General features: G+C 60.1%; 14 protein-coding genes. 11 read left to right on the top strand and 3 right to left on the bottom strand.

Annotation, left to right across the window (positions count from 1 at the left end; translation table 11 throughout):
- Positions 1-320: 320 nt before the first annotated feature.
- Together N8H74_RS03650 and N8H74_RS03645 are read right to left on the bottom strand one after the other, a co-directional pair.
- Positions 321-1,541, bottom strand: a complete 1,221-nt coding sequence (locus N8H74_RS03650) for a CaiB/BaiF CoA-transferase family protein (RefSeq protein ID WP_262146233.1) — start codon at positions 1,539-1,541, stop codon at positions 321-323.
- Positions 1,542-1,554: 13 nt separating this feature from the next.
- Positions 1,555-2,736 carry an acyl-CoA dehydrogenase gene (locus tag N8H74_RS03645; RefSeq protein ID WP_217828946.1) on the bottom strand — a complete coding sequence of 394 codons (1,182 nt, stop codon included), beginning with the start codon at positions 2,734-2,736 and terminating at the stop codon, positions 1,555-1,557.
- A gap of 158 nt (positions 2,737-2,894) precedes the next feature.
- Here N8H74_RS03645 and N8H74_RS03640 point away from each other — a divergent pair, with 158 nt between their 5' ends.
- From N8H74_RS03640 to N8H74_RS03590, 11 genes are all read left to right on the top strand, one after another.
- Entirely contained in the window at positions 2,895-3,794 is a 900-nt protein-coding gene (locus N8H74_RS03640) for a LysR family transcriptional regulator (RefSeq protein WP_262146232.1), read from the top strand.
- 434 nt (positions 3,795-4,228) lie between these two features.
- Positions 4,229-5,350 (top strand): Re/Si-specific NAD(P)(+) transhydrogenase subunit alpha, encoded by a 1,122-nt coding sequence (locus N8H74_RS03635; RefSeq protein ID WP_217828948.1) that lies wholly within the window; start codon positions 4,229-4,231, stop codon positions 5,348-5,350.
- A 15-nt stretch (positions 5,351-5,365) separates the two neighbouring features.
- A complete protein-coding gene (locus N8H74_RS03630) occupies positions 5,366-5,686 on the top strand; it encodes an NAD(P) transhydrogenase subunit alpha (RefSeq protein ID WP_217828949.1) in 321 nt (106 codons plus the stop codon).
- Positions 5,686-7,119, top strand: a complete 1,434-nt coding sequence (locus tag N8H74_RS03625; RefSeq protein ID WP_217828950.1) for an NAD(P)(+) transhydrogenase (Re/Si-specific) subunit beta — start codon at positions 5,686-5,688, stop codon at positions 7,117-7,119. Before N8H74_RS03630 ends, N8H74_RS03625 begins: the two co-directional genes overlap by 1 nt.
- A gap of 214 nt (positions 7,120-7,333) precedes the next feature.
- Positions 7,334-8,827 carry an acetyl-CoA hydrolase/transferase family protein gene (locus N8H74_RS03620; protein WP_262146231.1) on the top strand — a complete coding sequence of 498 codons (1,494 nt, stop codon included), beginning with the start codon at positions 7,334-7,336 and terminating at the stop codon, positions 8,825-8,827.
- A 322-nt stretch (positions 8,828-9,149) separates the two neighbouring features.
- The gene (locus tag N8H74_RS03615; RefSeq protein ID WP_085579493.1) at positions 9,150-9,365 is read left to right on the top strand and encodes a DUF1127 domain-containing protein; all 216 of its coding nucleotides are present in this window, start codon (positions 9,150-9,152) and stop codon (positions 9,363-9,365) included.
- 257 nt (positions 9,366-9,622) lie between these two features.
- Positions 9,623-9,832 carry a DUF1127 domain-containing protein gene (locus tag N8H74_RS03610; protein ID WP_262146229.1) on the top strand — a complete coding sequence of 70 codons (210 nt, stop codon included), beginning with the start codon at positions 9,623-9,625 and terminating at the stop codon, positions 9,830-9,832.
- Positions 9,833-9,966: 134 nt separating this feature from the next.
- Positions 9,967-10,284 carry a DUF2388 domain-containing protein gene (locus tag N8H74_RS03605; RefSeq protein ID WP_217828953.1) on the top strand — a complete coding sequence of 106 codons (318 nt, stop codon included), beginning with the start codon at positions 9,967-9,969 and terminating at the stop codon, positions 10,282-10,284.
- Positions 10,285-10,392: 108 nt separating this feature from the next.
- Positions 10,393-10,701, top strand: a complete 309-nt coding sequence (locus N8H74_RS03600; protein WP_217828954.1) for a DUF2388 domain-containing protein — start codon at positions 10,393-10,395, stop codon at positions 10,699-10,701.
- A 28-nt stretch (positions 10,702-10,729) separates the two neighbouring features.
- Positions 10,730-11,050 (top strand): DUF2388 domain-containing protein, encoded by a 321-nt coding sequence (locus N8H74_RS03595; RefSeq protein WP_065260625.1) that lies wholly within the window; start codon positions 10,730-10,732, stop codon positions 11,048-11,050.
- Positions 11,047-13,008, top strand: coding sequence for a DUF4105 domain-containing protein (locus N8H74_RS03590; RefSeq protein WP_262146228.1), 1,962 nt, complete (start codon positions 11,047-11,049; stop codon positions 13,006-13,008). Before N8H74_RS03595 ends, N8H74_RS03590 begins: the two co-directional genes overlap by 4 nt.
- A gap of 57 nt (positions 13,009-13,065) precedes the next feature.
- On the opposite strand, the gene N8H74_RS03585 is transcribed toward N8H74_RS03590, so the two are convergent.
- On the bottom strand, positions 13,066-13,509 hold the full coding sequence (locus tag N8H74_RS03585) for an anti-virulence regulator CigR family protein (RefSeq protein ID WP_217828956.1): 444 nt from the start codon (positions 13,507-13,509) through the stop codon (positions 13,066-13,068).
- Positions 13,510-13,531 lie beyond the last annotated feature (22 nt).

The raw sequence follows: 13,531 nt of genomic DNA, 5'->3' as shown, positions 1-13,531 counted from the left end.
CTACAGCGTTACACGCTGCTGTCAACACCTCTTTTTCTCCGCTTTCGATCGAGAAGATCGAACCGTTAAAAGAGCTAAACATCACCACTCTTTCAACGCATTCCAGGCTTCGATGAACTGAAGCGATCCGCAGCCGAAAAACATTCTAACTCATTGAATCTCAAGGAGTTTTCCGTTTCGACTGCGCCGGAAGTGGGGCGAATTATAGACCTCCTGAATCTGCCGTCAACCGTTAATTTCACTTTTCTTTCAACAAGTTGCGAAACGGCAAAAACCCGATGCTTCTATATAGAAGAGCTCCCTCTATATAGAAGCCACCATCAAAGCACCCCATCCCTCTTGAGAGCATCCACCGCACCAGCCTCAAGCCCCAGCACCCGCTGCAAGACCTCCAGCGTATGCTCGCCCAATAAAGGCGGCGCACGACGATACTCGACCGGGGTCTGCGACAGACGAATCGGACTGGCCACCTGCGGCACCATTCCTGCCAACGCATGGGGCAACTCAATCGCCAACCCACGGGACTTCACCTGCGGATCCTCGAACACCTGGGACAAATCGTTGATCGGCCCACACGGCACCCCAGCCTGTTCCAACTGCGCCACCCACTCAGCCGTCGTCTTGAAAACCGTTGCCTGGCGGATCAACGGAATCAGCACCGCCCGGTTCGCCACTCGCAGCTTGTTTGTCGCGAAGCGTGGGTCATCCGCCCACTGCGGCTGCCCGGCCACCTCGGCGAACTTGCGGAACTGCCCGTCATTACCCACAGTAAGGATGAAGTCGCCGTCAGCCGTAGGAAAATCCTGATACGGCACAATATTCGGATGCGCATTCCCCAGCCGTTTCGGCGCATTGCCCGTCGTCAGGTAGTTCATCGCCTGGTTCGCCAGACAAGCCACCTGCACATCCAGCAAGGCCATGTCGATATGCTGGCCGCCACCTTCGTGATCGCGATGAGCGAGCGCAGCCAGGATGGCAACCGTTGAATAGAGCCCGGTCAGAATGTCCGTCAACGCGACACCAACCTTGACCGGACCCGCCCCCTCGTCACCCTCTGGCCGCCCGGTGAGGCTCATCAGCCCGCCAAGCCCCTGGATCATAAAGTCATAACCCGCGCGCTTGGCGTACGGCCCGGTCTGACCGAAACCGGTGATCGAGCAGTAGATCAGATCCGGGTTGATCGCCTTCAGCGACTCATAATCCAGACCATAGGCCGCCAGGCCACCCACCTTGAAGTTTTCGATCAGGATGTCGGACTTCGCCGCCAGTTCTCGCACCAGCTTCTGCCCCTCGGGGCGCGTGAAGTCGATCGTTACCGATTGCTTGTTGCGGTTGGCCGACAGGTAATACGCCGCCTCGCTGGTGTTCTCGCCATAGGCGTCCTTCAGGAAGGGCGGCCCCCAGGCGCGCGTGTCGTCGCCATTGCCCGGACGCTCGACCTTGATCACCTCGGCGCCAAGGTCGGCAAGAATCTGCCCGGCCCATGGGCCGGCCAGCACGCGCGATAAATCCAGTACCCGCAGATGCGATAGCGCGCCCATGGTCGCTCTCCTATTAATAGAACGCCTGCAGACCGGTTTGCGCACGCCCCAGAATCAGCGCATGAACGTCATGGGTCCCTTCATAGGTATTCACCACTTCCAGGTTGACCAGGTGACGAGCCACGCCGAACTCGTCGGAGATGCCGTTCCCACCGAGCATGTCGCGAGCCATTCGAGCGATTTCCAGCGACTTGCCGCAGGAGTTGCGCTTCATGATCGAGGTGATTTCCACCGCAGCGGTGCCCTCATCCTTCATGCGACCCAGACGCAGGCAACCTTGCAGTGCGAGTGTGATTTCGGTCTGCATGTCCGCGAGCTTTTTCTGAACCAGTTGAGTGGCTGCCAGCGGGCGACCGAACTGCTGACGGTCCAGGGTGTACTGGCGAGCGGTGTGCCAGCAGAACTCGGCGGCGCCCAATGCCCCCCAGGAAATACCATAACGAGCGGAGTTGAGGCAGGTGAACGGCCCTTTCAGGCCACGCACGTCAGGGAAAATGTTCTCTTCCGGTACGAACACGTTATCCATGACGATCTCACCGGTGATCGACGCACGCAGGCCGACCTTGCCATGAATCGCCGGGGCGCTCAGGCCTTTCCAGCCCTTCTCCAGGACGAAACCACGGATGTCGCCAGCATCGTCCTTGGCCCAGACCACGAACACGTCGGCAATCGGGCTGTTGGTGATCCACATCTTGGCGCCGGTCAGGCTGTAGCCGCCTTCGACCTTGCGTGCACGAGTAATCATCGCGCCCGGGTCGGAACCATGGTTCGGCTCGGTCAGACCGAAGCAGCCGATCCATTCGCCGGATGCCAGTTTCGGCAGGTATTTCTGCTTCTGGGCCTCGGTCCCGAACTCATTGATCGGCACCATCACCAGCGAAGACTGCACGCTCATCATCGAGCGATAGCCAGAGTCGACGCGCTCGACTTCACGGGCAATCAGGCCATAGCTGACATAGTTCAGGCCGCTGCCACCGTACTGTTCCGGAATGGTCGCGCCCAACAGGCCGACTTCACCCATTTCACGAAAGATTGCCGGGTCGGTCTTTTCATGGCGGAACGCCTCGAGAACGCGCGGAGCAAGACTCTGCTGGGCGAACTGCTCGGCGGTGTCGCGGATCATGCGTTCTTCTTCAGTCAGCTGTTGATCCAGCAGCAGGGGATCGATCCAGTTGAAGCTAGCTTTACCGCCCATGAGTGAGTCCTCGCAAATCGAGTGAATTAACGTGGGATTGATCCTAGGCGCGACTGAGCCATGCGGCAAACGAGGATTTCGCATTCTGTTGTGCTAATTTCTCACTCCGAAACATCTTCGATAGCCGTTTACCTGAAACATTAGTGAGGTTGACGTACATGCGCCGCAAGATTCCCAGCACCACCGCTCTGATCAGTTTTGAAGCGGCCGCCCGGCACGAGAGCTTTACCAAGGCCGCCGAGGAACTTTCGCTCACCCAAGGCGCCATTTGCCGACAGATCGCCAGCCTTGAGGAGTTCCTCAACGTCGAACTGTTCCGACGCTCGCGGCGCGGAGTGAAACTGACCGAAGCAGGCCTTTCCTACAGTCGTCGGGTTGCCACCCAACTCGACGCGGTGGAACGCGACACGCTGTCGGTCATGGGCCAGCAAGGCACCAATGTGATCGAACTGGCGGTAGTGCCAACCTTCGGCACCCAATGGCTGCTGCCACGACTCAAGGATTTTCAGTCCAGGCACCCCGAAGTCACGGTCAACCTGACCAACCGCACGCGCCCCTTTCTGTTTGCCGATACCGAGTTCGATGCGGCGATCTATTTCGGCGATGCCGACTGGTCGGGTACGGAATCACACAGATTGATGGGCGAGAATCCGATGCCGGTGTGCAGCCCCTCCCTACTTGGCAACAAGACGCATCTGACAGCCGAAGACATCGCCGAACTGCCCCTGCTGCAACAGACCACTCGCCCCTATGCGTGGCGCCAGTGGTTCAACTCACAGCATCTGAATATTCCCCGCGACATGACAGGTCCGCGCTACGAGCTATTCTCCATGCTGGCGCAGGCGGCCATGCACGACATGGGGATCGCGCTGATTCCACCGTTCCTGATTCAACGCGAACTGGCGGAAAAACGTCTGGTCATCGCCAACCAGAATGCACTCTCGAGCATCAAGGCGTATTACCTGATGATTCCGGAGCGGAAAGTCGAATCGGCGTCGCTGAAGGCTTTTCGCGACTGGCTCGTACATCAGGCGTACAGCTACAGCCCAGAAGGATAAAGGCCTGCGGCACTTGTTAACCCCGTAGTCAGGAAAACAAAAGCCCTACAGATATAAGTATTTGTCGCAAATCAGCAGACTGTATACGAAGGTCGTACAGACGTCCCAGAACCGGCTCCCCGCGTGGCTTTGCGCCTACATTTACGACGCATCACTGCTTATTCACGCCACCGATGAGAAAATTTTGCATATTCGTCCAGAATCCTTGCAAGGCACGGCCTGTAAGGGATTCGACCGGCCCTGTGCGACATTCGGTCACGGCATGACTTGTAGTTAATTTTCCGTCACCCGTCATAATCCCTTGAAGGGCATAAACTTCGCCTGCAAAATGCCGCGCCCCGCCCTGATTTGGCGGGATCGTGCTGATCGGCCGCCCCAGTCGCACCATCCGAAGTGCCTGGGTTTACTCAATAAGATCACGCAGGAGATTTGACGTGCACATTGGTGTTCCTCTCGAAACCCAGACCGGTGAAACACGGGTTGCCGCAACCCCGGAAACCATTAAGAAGCTGATCAGCCAAGGTCATAAGGTCACTGTGCAAACCGGCGCCGGCATCAAAGCCAGTGTTGTCGACAGTGCCTATGAAGCGGCGGGCGCAACCATTGGCAGTGCCAACGATGCGTTCGGTGCCGAGCTGATTCTCAAAGTGGTCGCCCCCAGCGACGCCGAACTGACGCTGATCAAGCGTGGAACGGTGCTGGTCGGCATGCTCAACCCGTTCAACAACGAAACCATCGCCAAAATGGCCGAGTGCGGGATCACCGCGTTCGCCCTGGAAGCGGCGCCGCGCACCTCTCGGGCACAGAGTCTCGATGTGCTGTCGTCCCAGGCGAACATTGCCGGTTACAAGGCGGTGTTGCTGGCTGCCCACTATTACCCGCGCTTCATGCCGATGCTGATGACCGCCGCGGGCACCGTGAAAGCGGCGCGCGTGCTGATTCTCGGCGCGGGCGTGGCCGGATTGCAGGCGATTGCCACGGCGAAGCGTCTGGGCGCGGTCATCGAGGCCTCCGACGTTCGTCCGGCGGTGAAGGAACAGATCGAATCTCTTGGCGCCAAGTTCGTCGACGTTCCCTACGAAACCGATGAAGAGCGTGAATGCGCGGTCGGTGTCGGCGGTTACGCGCGACCAATGCCGGCAAGCTGGATGCAGCGCCAGGCCCAGGCCGTCCACGAGCGCGCCAAGCAGGCCGACATCGTCATCACCACCGCTCTGATTCCGGGCCGCAAGGCGCCGACGCTGTTGAGCGCCGAAACCGTGGCCCAGATGAAACCAGGCTCGGTGGTCATCGACCTCGCCGCCGCACAGGGCGGCAACTGCCCGCTGACCGTGGCCGATCAGGTTGTCGTGGAGAACGGCGTGACCATCGTCGGCCCGACCAACCTGGCCGGCGAAGTCGCCGCAGACGCCTCGGCACTGTATGCGCGCAACCTGCTGGACTTCCTCAAGCTGGTATTCAGCAAGGAAGGTCAGTTCGACGTGAACCTCGAAGACGACATCGTCGCCGCGTGCCTGATGTGCCGCGACGGCCAAGTCATCCGCAAAAACGCCTAAGCAGGGATTCAGACGATGGAAGAGCTTATCTCCCCCGGTATCTACAACCTGATCATCTTCGTGCTGGCGATTTATGTCGGTTATCACGTGGTCTGGAACGTTACGCCTGCACTGCACACGCCGCTGATGGCGGTGACCAACGCCATTTCGGCCATCGTGATCGTCGGCGCCATGCTGGCCGCCGCCCTGACCATCACTCCGCTGGGCAAGACCATGGGCACCCTCGCCGTGGCCCTGGCGGCGGTCAACGTGTTCGGTGGCTTCCTGGTCACCCGCCGCATGCTTGAGATGTTCAAGAAGAAAGCCCCGAAAGCAAAAGAAGAGGCGCCGAAGTAATGAGCATGAATCTCGTCACGACGCTCTACCTGATCGCGTCGATCTGTTTCATCCAGGCCCTCAAAGGCCTGTCGCATCCGACCACGTCGCGTCGCGGCAACCTGTTCGGCATGCTCGGCATGGCCCTGGCCATCCTGACCACTGTCGGCCTCATCTATAAGCTGGGCGCCGAGCTGGCTACCGCCGGTATCGGCTACGTGATCGTCGGCCTGCTGATCGGCGGTACCGCCGGTTCGATCATGGCCAAGCGCGTTGAAATGACCAAGATGCCGGAGCTGGTCGCCTTCATGCACAGCATGATCGGCCTGGCGGCGGTGTTCATCGCCATTGCCGCAGTGGTCGAGCCGCAGTCGCTGGGCATCGTCAAGCAACTGGGCGACGCGATCCCGGCGGGCAACCGTCTGGAGCTGTTCCTCGGTGCGGCCATCGGCGCAATCACCTTCTCCGGTTCGGTAATCGCCTTCGGCAAACTCTCGGGCAAGTACAAGTTCCGCCTGTTCCAGGGGGCACCGGTACAGTTTTCCGGTCAGCACAAGCTGAACGCAGTACTGGGCCTGGCCACACTGGTGCTCGGCGTGACCTTCATGCTCACCGGCAACCTCGCCGCGTTCGCGCTGATGCTGGCCCTGGCGTTCGTGATGGGCGTGCTGATCATCATCCCTATCGGCGGCGCCGACATGCCGGTGGTGGTGTCGATGCTCAACAGTTATTCCGGCTGGGCGGCGGCGGGTATCGGCTTCTCGCTGAACAACTCGATGCTGATCATTGCCGGTTCGCTGGTGGGTTCGAGCGGTGCGATCCTGTCGTACATCATGTGCAAGGCGATGAACCGTTCCTTCTTTAATGTGTTGCTCGGCGGTTTCGGCAATACGGCGGATGCCGGCCCGGCCGGTGCGAAAGAGGCGCGTCCGGTGAAATCCGGTTCGGCCGACGACGCTACCTTCCTGCTGACCAACGCCGACACCGTGATCATCGTTCCGGGTTACGGCCTGGCGGTGGCCCGCGCACAGCATGCACTGAAAGAGCTGACCGAAAAGCTGACCCACCACGGCGTCACCGTGAAGTATGCGATCCACCCGGTAGCCGGGCGCATGCCGGGGCACATGAACGTACTGCTGGCGGAAGCCGAAGTGCCGTACGACCAGGTGTTCGAGATGGAAGACATCAACTCCGAGTTCGGTCAGGCCGACGTGGTGCTGGTGCTTGGCGCCAACGACGTGGTCAACCCGGCCGCCAAGAACGATCCGAAATCGCCGATCGCCGGCATGCCGATTCTCGAAGCGTTCAAGGCCAAGACCATCATCGTCAACAAGCGTTCGATGGCCAGCGGCTATGCCGGTCTGGACAACGAACTGTTCTATCTGGACAAGACCATGATGGTGTTCGGCGACGCGAAGAAGGTCATCGAAGACATGGTCAAAGCGGTCGAGTAAACCTCGCCGGCAATGCAAAACGCCCCGACTCGTCGGGGCGTTTTTGTTTGCGCAAATCGTTGGACAATTTGCCGCGTTGTTACCGATCCGGTAACGGTGTTTTACTTGAAACCCGCTGAATAGACGCCTCGTTTGCGACCTTGGTAGCGGGACAGGCGCCCGCGAAATTCACTAGACTGCGCATCCTGCTACTCGCTGCCCGAGATAAAAATCCATGTACCGTGACCGTATTCGCCTGCCTGCGTTGTTGGATAAAGTGATGACCGCCGCCGAGGCCGCCGCTCTGATCGAGGACGGCATGACCGTCGGCATGAGCGGCTTCACCCGCGCCGGCGAAGCCAAGGCCGTGCCCCATGCTCTGGCCGAACGGGCCAAGGTCACGCCGCTGAAGATCAGCCTGATGACCGGCGCCAGCCTCGGCAACGATCTCGACAAGCAACTGACCGAGGCCGGCGTCCTGTCGCGACGCATGCCGTTCCAGGTCGACAGCACCTTGCGCAAGGCAATCAATGCCGGCGAGGTGATGTTCATCGACCAGCACCTGTCGGAGACTGTCGAGCAACTGCGCAACCAGCAACTCAAGCTGCCGGACATTGCCGTGATCGAAGCCGTTGCCATCACCGAGCAAGGGCATATCGTGCCGACCACGTCGGTGGGCAACTCGGCGAGCTTCGCGATTTTCGCCAAACAGGTGATCGTCGAGATCAACCTGGCGCACAACGCCAACCTCGAAGGCCTGCATGACATCTATATCCCGACCTATCGCCCGACGCGCACGCCGATCCCTCTGGTAAAGGTCGACGACCGCATCGGCAGCACCGCCATTCCGATTCCACCGGAGAAGATCGTCGGCATCGTCATCACCCAGCAGCCGGATTCGCCGTCCACCGTGCTGCCACCGGACGCCGACACCAAGGCCATCGCCGACCACCTGATCACTTTCTTCAAACAGGAAGTGGACGCCGGGCGCATGACCAACAAGCTTGGCCCATTGCAGGCCGGAATCGGCAGCATCGCCAATGCAGTGATGTGCGGCCTGATCGACTCGCCGTTCGAAGACCTGAGCATGTACTCCGAAGTGCTGCAGGACTCGACCTTCGACCTGATCGATGCCGGCAAGCTCAGTTTCGCTTCGGGCAGCTCGATCACCCTGTCCGAGCGGCGCAACAGCGACGTGTTCGGCAATCTCGAGCGCTATAAGGACAAACTGGTGCTGCGCCCGCAGGAAATTTCCAACCATCCGGAAGTCGTGCGGCGCCTGGGCATCATCGGCATCAACACCGCGCTTGAGTTCGACATCTATGGCAACGTCAACTCCACCCACGTCTGTGGCACGCGGATGATGAACGGCATTGGCGGCTCCGGCGACTTCGCGCGCAATGCGCACCTGGCCGTGTTCGTCACCAAATCGATCGCCAAGGGCGGCGCGATCTCCAGCGTGGTGCCGATGGTCAGCCATGTCGACCATACCGAGCACGACGTCGACATCCTGGTGACCGAAGTCGGCCTGGCCGACCTGCGTGGCCTGGCGCCCCGTGAGCGCGCCCGGGCAATCATCGACAACTGCGTACACCCGGATTACCGCCAGGCGCTGAACGATTACTTCACCGCAGCCTGCGCAATCGGCGGTCACACGCCACACATTCTGCGTGATGCGTTGAGCTGGCACATGAATCTGGAAGAAACCGGACGCATGCTGGCGGTGTAATCCACACAGAAGAGCCGCTGATGCAAACACAGTTTTCGTCAGCGGATTTATTGCAAAGACCATTTCCATCAAAAACTGTACTGCTGTACCGGTGATTTCCTACCGCTTTTTCCTACTTGCATGATCAATCCGAGCAAAAACGCACCATTAATGGGCAGACAGGTACAGTTTGCGCGATTTTGACCCATACACCGTCTATAAACAGTTAACTGGTCACTCACAATACATATGAACTGTATCTACAGAGACTGGGCAAACGAGAGGATCATGGGTACCAGTTAAACCACTACCTAATCCCGCCACAAGCGGAAGGATGTCAACCATGGAACGTACACTCAGTTCCGAACTGTTCTTCGAAGACAAAGCTGTTAAATCCCAGGCTTCCATGCCTCTGCGCGTTCTCGCCAACCTGATGCTGTGGCAGCGCCGCATCTCCAGCCGCCACCAACTGGCTCGCCTGGATTCGCGTCTGCTGGCTGACGCCGGTATCAGCGAAGCACAACGCTATGAAGAGCTGAGCAAGCCGTTCTGGCGCTAAGTAGCGTCGCTGGCTCTGGTCGCTAGACCCACCGCCAGCAACCCGAATTGAACAAACAAGACCCGTCGCGGGAAACCGCGACGGGTCTTGTCGTTTCTGGCCCGAAAAACTCCCGATACAGCCGCCCGAGCCAAAGACAGGTACAGTTTTAAATAAACTACAACTGAATCAGTACAATTTTGACTCTGTGTATCTGCCCCTGCCCTTGCATCCGGCTCAACATGACTTTTCGCCTCTCCCGGTAAAAGGAAAACGTCATGAATGACTTACAGGATGTGTCAGCGATTGTTATCCCGTCCGCTGCTCGCCAAAAGCCTCTGTGGCGTCTGTTTCAGGGCCTCTGGCAAGGTCTGGAGCGCGCCAGAACGCGGCGCCTGCTGGCGCAACTCAATGCGCGGGATCTGGCCGACCTGGGTCTCAGCCACGCCGATCGGCTCAATGAAATGACCAAACCCTTCTGGCGCTAGCATTCTGCCCACTGTGCGAACACCGCGCGTCGGCCTAATATCCACGCAGAACGTGGCGAATGCTGTGCGACTGGCGTCTGACTCCCAGACACCGTGCCACCTCTCAATACGGTTTTATCTACAGGAGTTACACCATGTCCCCTCTTCGCCTGCTCAGCGCTGCCGCCCTGCTGGCCGTGGCTGCCAACGCCAGCGCCACCAGCTTCATCGTGACCACCGACGCCGTTGTCGGTGCCCTGAAATCCTCTTCCGATGCCACCTCCGACGTCACCTCGTCCTTCCGTGACGACAAGATCGTGCTCGCCGCCCGTGACGACGCCGCCAGCTTCGTGGCCAGCGAAGGCGAAATCCGTGGCGTGAAACTGGAAAGCGCCCTCGATCACATCCGCCATCAGGCACCGCAACTGAACGCGACCGACGCACAGCTGGCCCAGGCCATTCTGACGATCTAAGCGACAGCGGTACTTGCGGGACATGCCAGTCATGTCCCGATGTTTCGGCGCTGGCTCTGGCCCGGGGGTTACGCTAGCCTTGGGACTCACCAACAGCCGCCGAGTCTCATGCGCTTTCTTGCCAAACTGCTCATTCCTTCCGTTGCCGTGACTGCCTGCTGGACGACATCGGTCGATGCCTTCGATGTGTCGACGCAAAACACCGTCGTCAGCGGATACGCCACCAGCCTGGTGTCTTCTGCGCCTTTCGACCGTAAAATGCTGCTCGCCGCCCACGACGATGCGGCGGTATTCGTTGCCAGTGACGGCCAGTTACGAGGCGCCCGGCTGGAATCCGCGCTGCATTACCTGCGCAAATCCCGGCCAAAACTTCATGTAAGCGACCTTGAACTGGCTGAGGCAATTCTCGTCCAATAGTTATCCCTGTCCCCTCCGGAGTCGTTCCATGCGTAGCCCGCTGATTGCTGCCGCCCTTGGCCTGCTGTTGTTGGCCGATATGGCCCAGGCGCACACCCTGGTAGCCACCAGTAACATCATCGTTCGTGCCTCCCAGCGCACCATCGATTTCACGTCCGATACCACGACGTCGATCCGCGATTCGAAAATCATCCGCGAAGCCCACGACGATGCCGCCAGCTTCGTCGCCAGCAATGGCGATATCCGTGGCGCGCACCTGGAAGCCGCCCTCAACACCTTGCGCACCCGCGTGCCGGAAGCCCGCGACGCCAGTGATCAGGTACTCGCCGAAGCCATCCTCGCACTGTGAAGTCACTCAACGCCTGGCTGCTGGCCGGGGCGTTGTTGCTGCTTGGCAACAGTGCCCACGCCGACCTGCAACTGCGGCTCAAGACCGACGGCCTGAGCCCCGCCCAACAACAGGCCAGCCAGGCGCTGCTCGATGAAGCCATGCAGGCGTTGCCGCCGAGCTTCATCGCACGTCTGGACCGACGCATCGATGTCGGCTGGACCGATGACATGCCCGGCAACGCCTACGGCCAGGCGACGCTGGTCGACGAACTCGATCTGAATCGCAAACTGCTCGCCGGTCTCACCGATGGCAGTGCGGCGAAAGAAAAAACCAATCGCCCCCACGGCACCGTACGCCGCGAACTGTTGGCCACGGTCCTGCACGAAATTACCCACATTTACGACCGCGCACGTTTATGGCCCGCCGCCGAACGTACGCTGATCCAGCGCTGCACCCGGCGTTTCAACAGCGCCGGGCTGATCGGCATTCCCGATGAATGTCGCGGCCAGAACGGGCGGCGCTTTACCCTCAGCGATGACCCACGCCTGCTCGACCTCGCGGGCTGGCAGCAATACGTCGGTCGCCGTGGCGAGCGCGAGCAGCACAACCGGCAGATCGCCCGCAGCCCGGATTTGTATGAAGTTTCCGCGCCGAAAGAGTTTGTCGCGGTCAACATGGAATATTTCCTCCTCGACCCGAGCTATGCCTGCCGTCGCCCGGCGCTGTACCGCTATTACAAGGAGCACTTCGGCTGGGCGCCGCCGGCCAAGGACACCTGCAGCCAATCATTCTCCTTCCTCAATGCGGGCAACGACTTCGCCAAACAGCCGCTGGGCCAGGTCGACCCGGAGCGCGTCTACGCTGTCGATTACCTGCTGGCCGAAGCCAATCAGAACTGGGTCAGCCGCTGGGGCCACAGCATGCTGCGTCTGGTGATCTGCGCCCCGGGCCGGCCACGCGGGCCGGACTGCCGCCTCGATCTCGACCAGCATCTGGTGCTGTCTTACCGCGCGTTCGTCGGTGACGTGCAGCTGTCGAGCTGGGACGGTCTGGTCGGCAAGTACCCATCGCGGCTGTTCGTACTGCCACTGGCACAGGTGATCGACGAATACACCAAGACCGAACTGCGCAGCCTTGCTTCGGTGCCACTGAACCTGTCGCGCAAGGAAATCGAGGAAACGGTCGAGCACGCCGCCGAAATGCACTGGAGCTACGACGGCAATTACTTCTTCCTGTCCAACAACTGCGCGGTGGAAAGCCTGAAACTGCTGCGCAGCGGCAGCAACAACGCGCAGCTCACGGGCCTGGACAGCATCATGCCCAACGGTCTGCTGGAAGTGCTCAAGGGTCGGGGTCTGGCCGATACCAGTGTGCTGGATGACCCGAAAGAAGCCCTGCGCCTGGGCTATCGCTTCGACTCGTTCCGCGATCGCTATCAGGCGATGTTCGATGTGTTGAAAAAGCAACTGCCGATCAAGCAGATCAGCGTCGAGGACTGGCTCTCGCTGTCCGCCGACGAGCGTCGACCGTGGTTCGAGCGCGCGGACCTGCGCACCAGCGCTGCGTTGCTGCTGTTGGAGCAGGCGAGTTTCCGTCGCCAGTTGTTGCTGGCTCAGGATGAGGTCAAGCAGCGCTATCTCGGCGCCCGTGAGCTGGAAAACGGTGGCATGGACAAGGCCAATGCGACCTTGCAACAGATCCTCGCCAACAGTGGCTTCCTCAGCCGTCCGGCGGAGCTGCTCGACAGCCGTGGCTACGGCTTGCCGCAACCGAGTGAATTCAAGCGCCTGGAAGCCGAAAGCGCGTTGCGTCAGCAGAAGTTGCTGGTGTTGAGCGGCGACCTGGACAAGGAAGTGCGGGCATTGCTGGAACCGAAACGCGCTGCCGAGATTGCCGCCAACGAGGCCAACGTGAAGCTGATCGGCGAGCATCTGCGCAAACTGCACAAGGCGGCCGGCGGCCTGGAACTGCCGTAAAACAAAAGATCGCAGCCTTGTACAAGCAAGGCTGCGATCTTTTTTATTGCCTGTCGATCAATACAACACGCCGTCCAGGATTTCATAGACGATCCCGGTGCCCACCGCGATCAGCACGATATCGCCCCCCGCACGGCGCCATTCATAGCCGGGATACACCGGCAAGCGCCCCAGTGCGCGATTATCCAGACGCTCTCCGTAATAGCCGTGCGGCAACGGCCGACCACGTTCCAGATGAATGCCCGGAGGCGGCGGCGCGCCGCGAACGAAGTAGCCATGGTTGTCGCGAATCACCTGGCGAACCGGGCCGAAATCACGCGGCGGCGGGCCGCCACGGTGGTTGCTCTGCCAATCATGATGGTCACCGCCACGATTGTCGTAGTGGCCCTGTTGCGGGCCGCCGTGGTCGTGATCGTCGCGCGGATCGGCGCTGGCCAGCAGCGGTGTCGCGCTGATCATCAGCACGCCCAGACTGGCAATCAGACGTTTCGGCATTTTCATCGGGTCTTTCCTCACTGCACTG

This window comes from Pseudomonas sp. B2M1-30, assembly GCF_025447575.1.
GTDB classification, from domain to species: Bacteria; Pseudomonadota; Gammaproteobacteria; order Pseudomonadales; family Pseudomonadaceae; genus Aquipseudomonas; species Aquipseudomonas botevensis.
The sequence above is the reverse complement of the archived record's forward strand: the minus strand, read 5'-3'. Positions and strand labels throughout refer to the sequence as shown.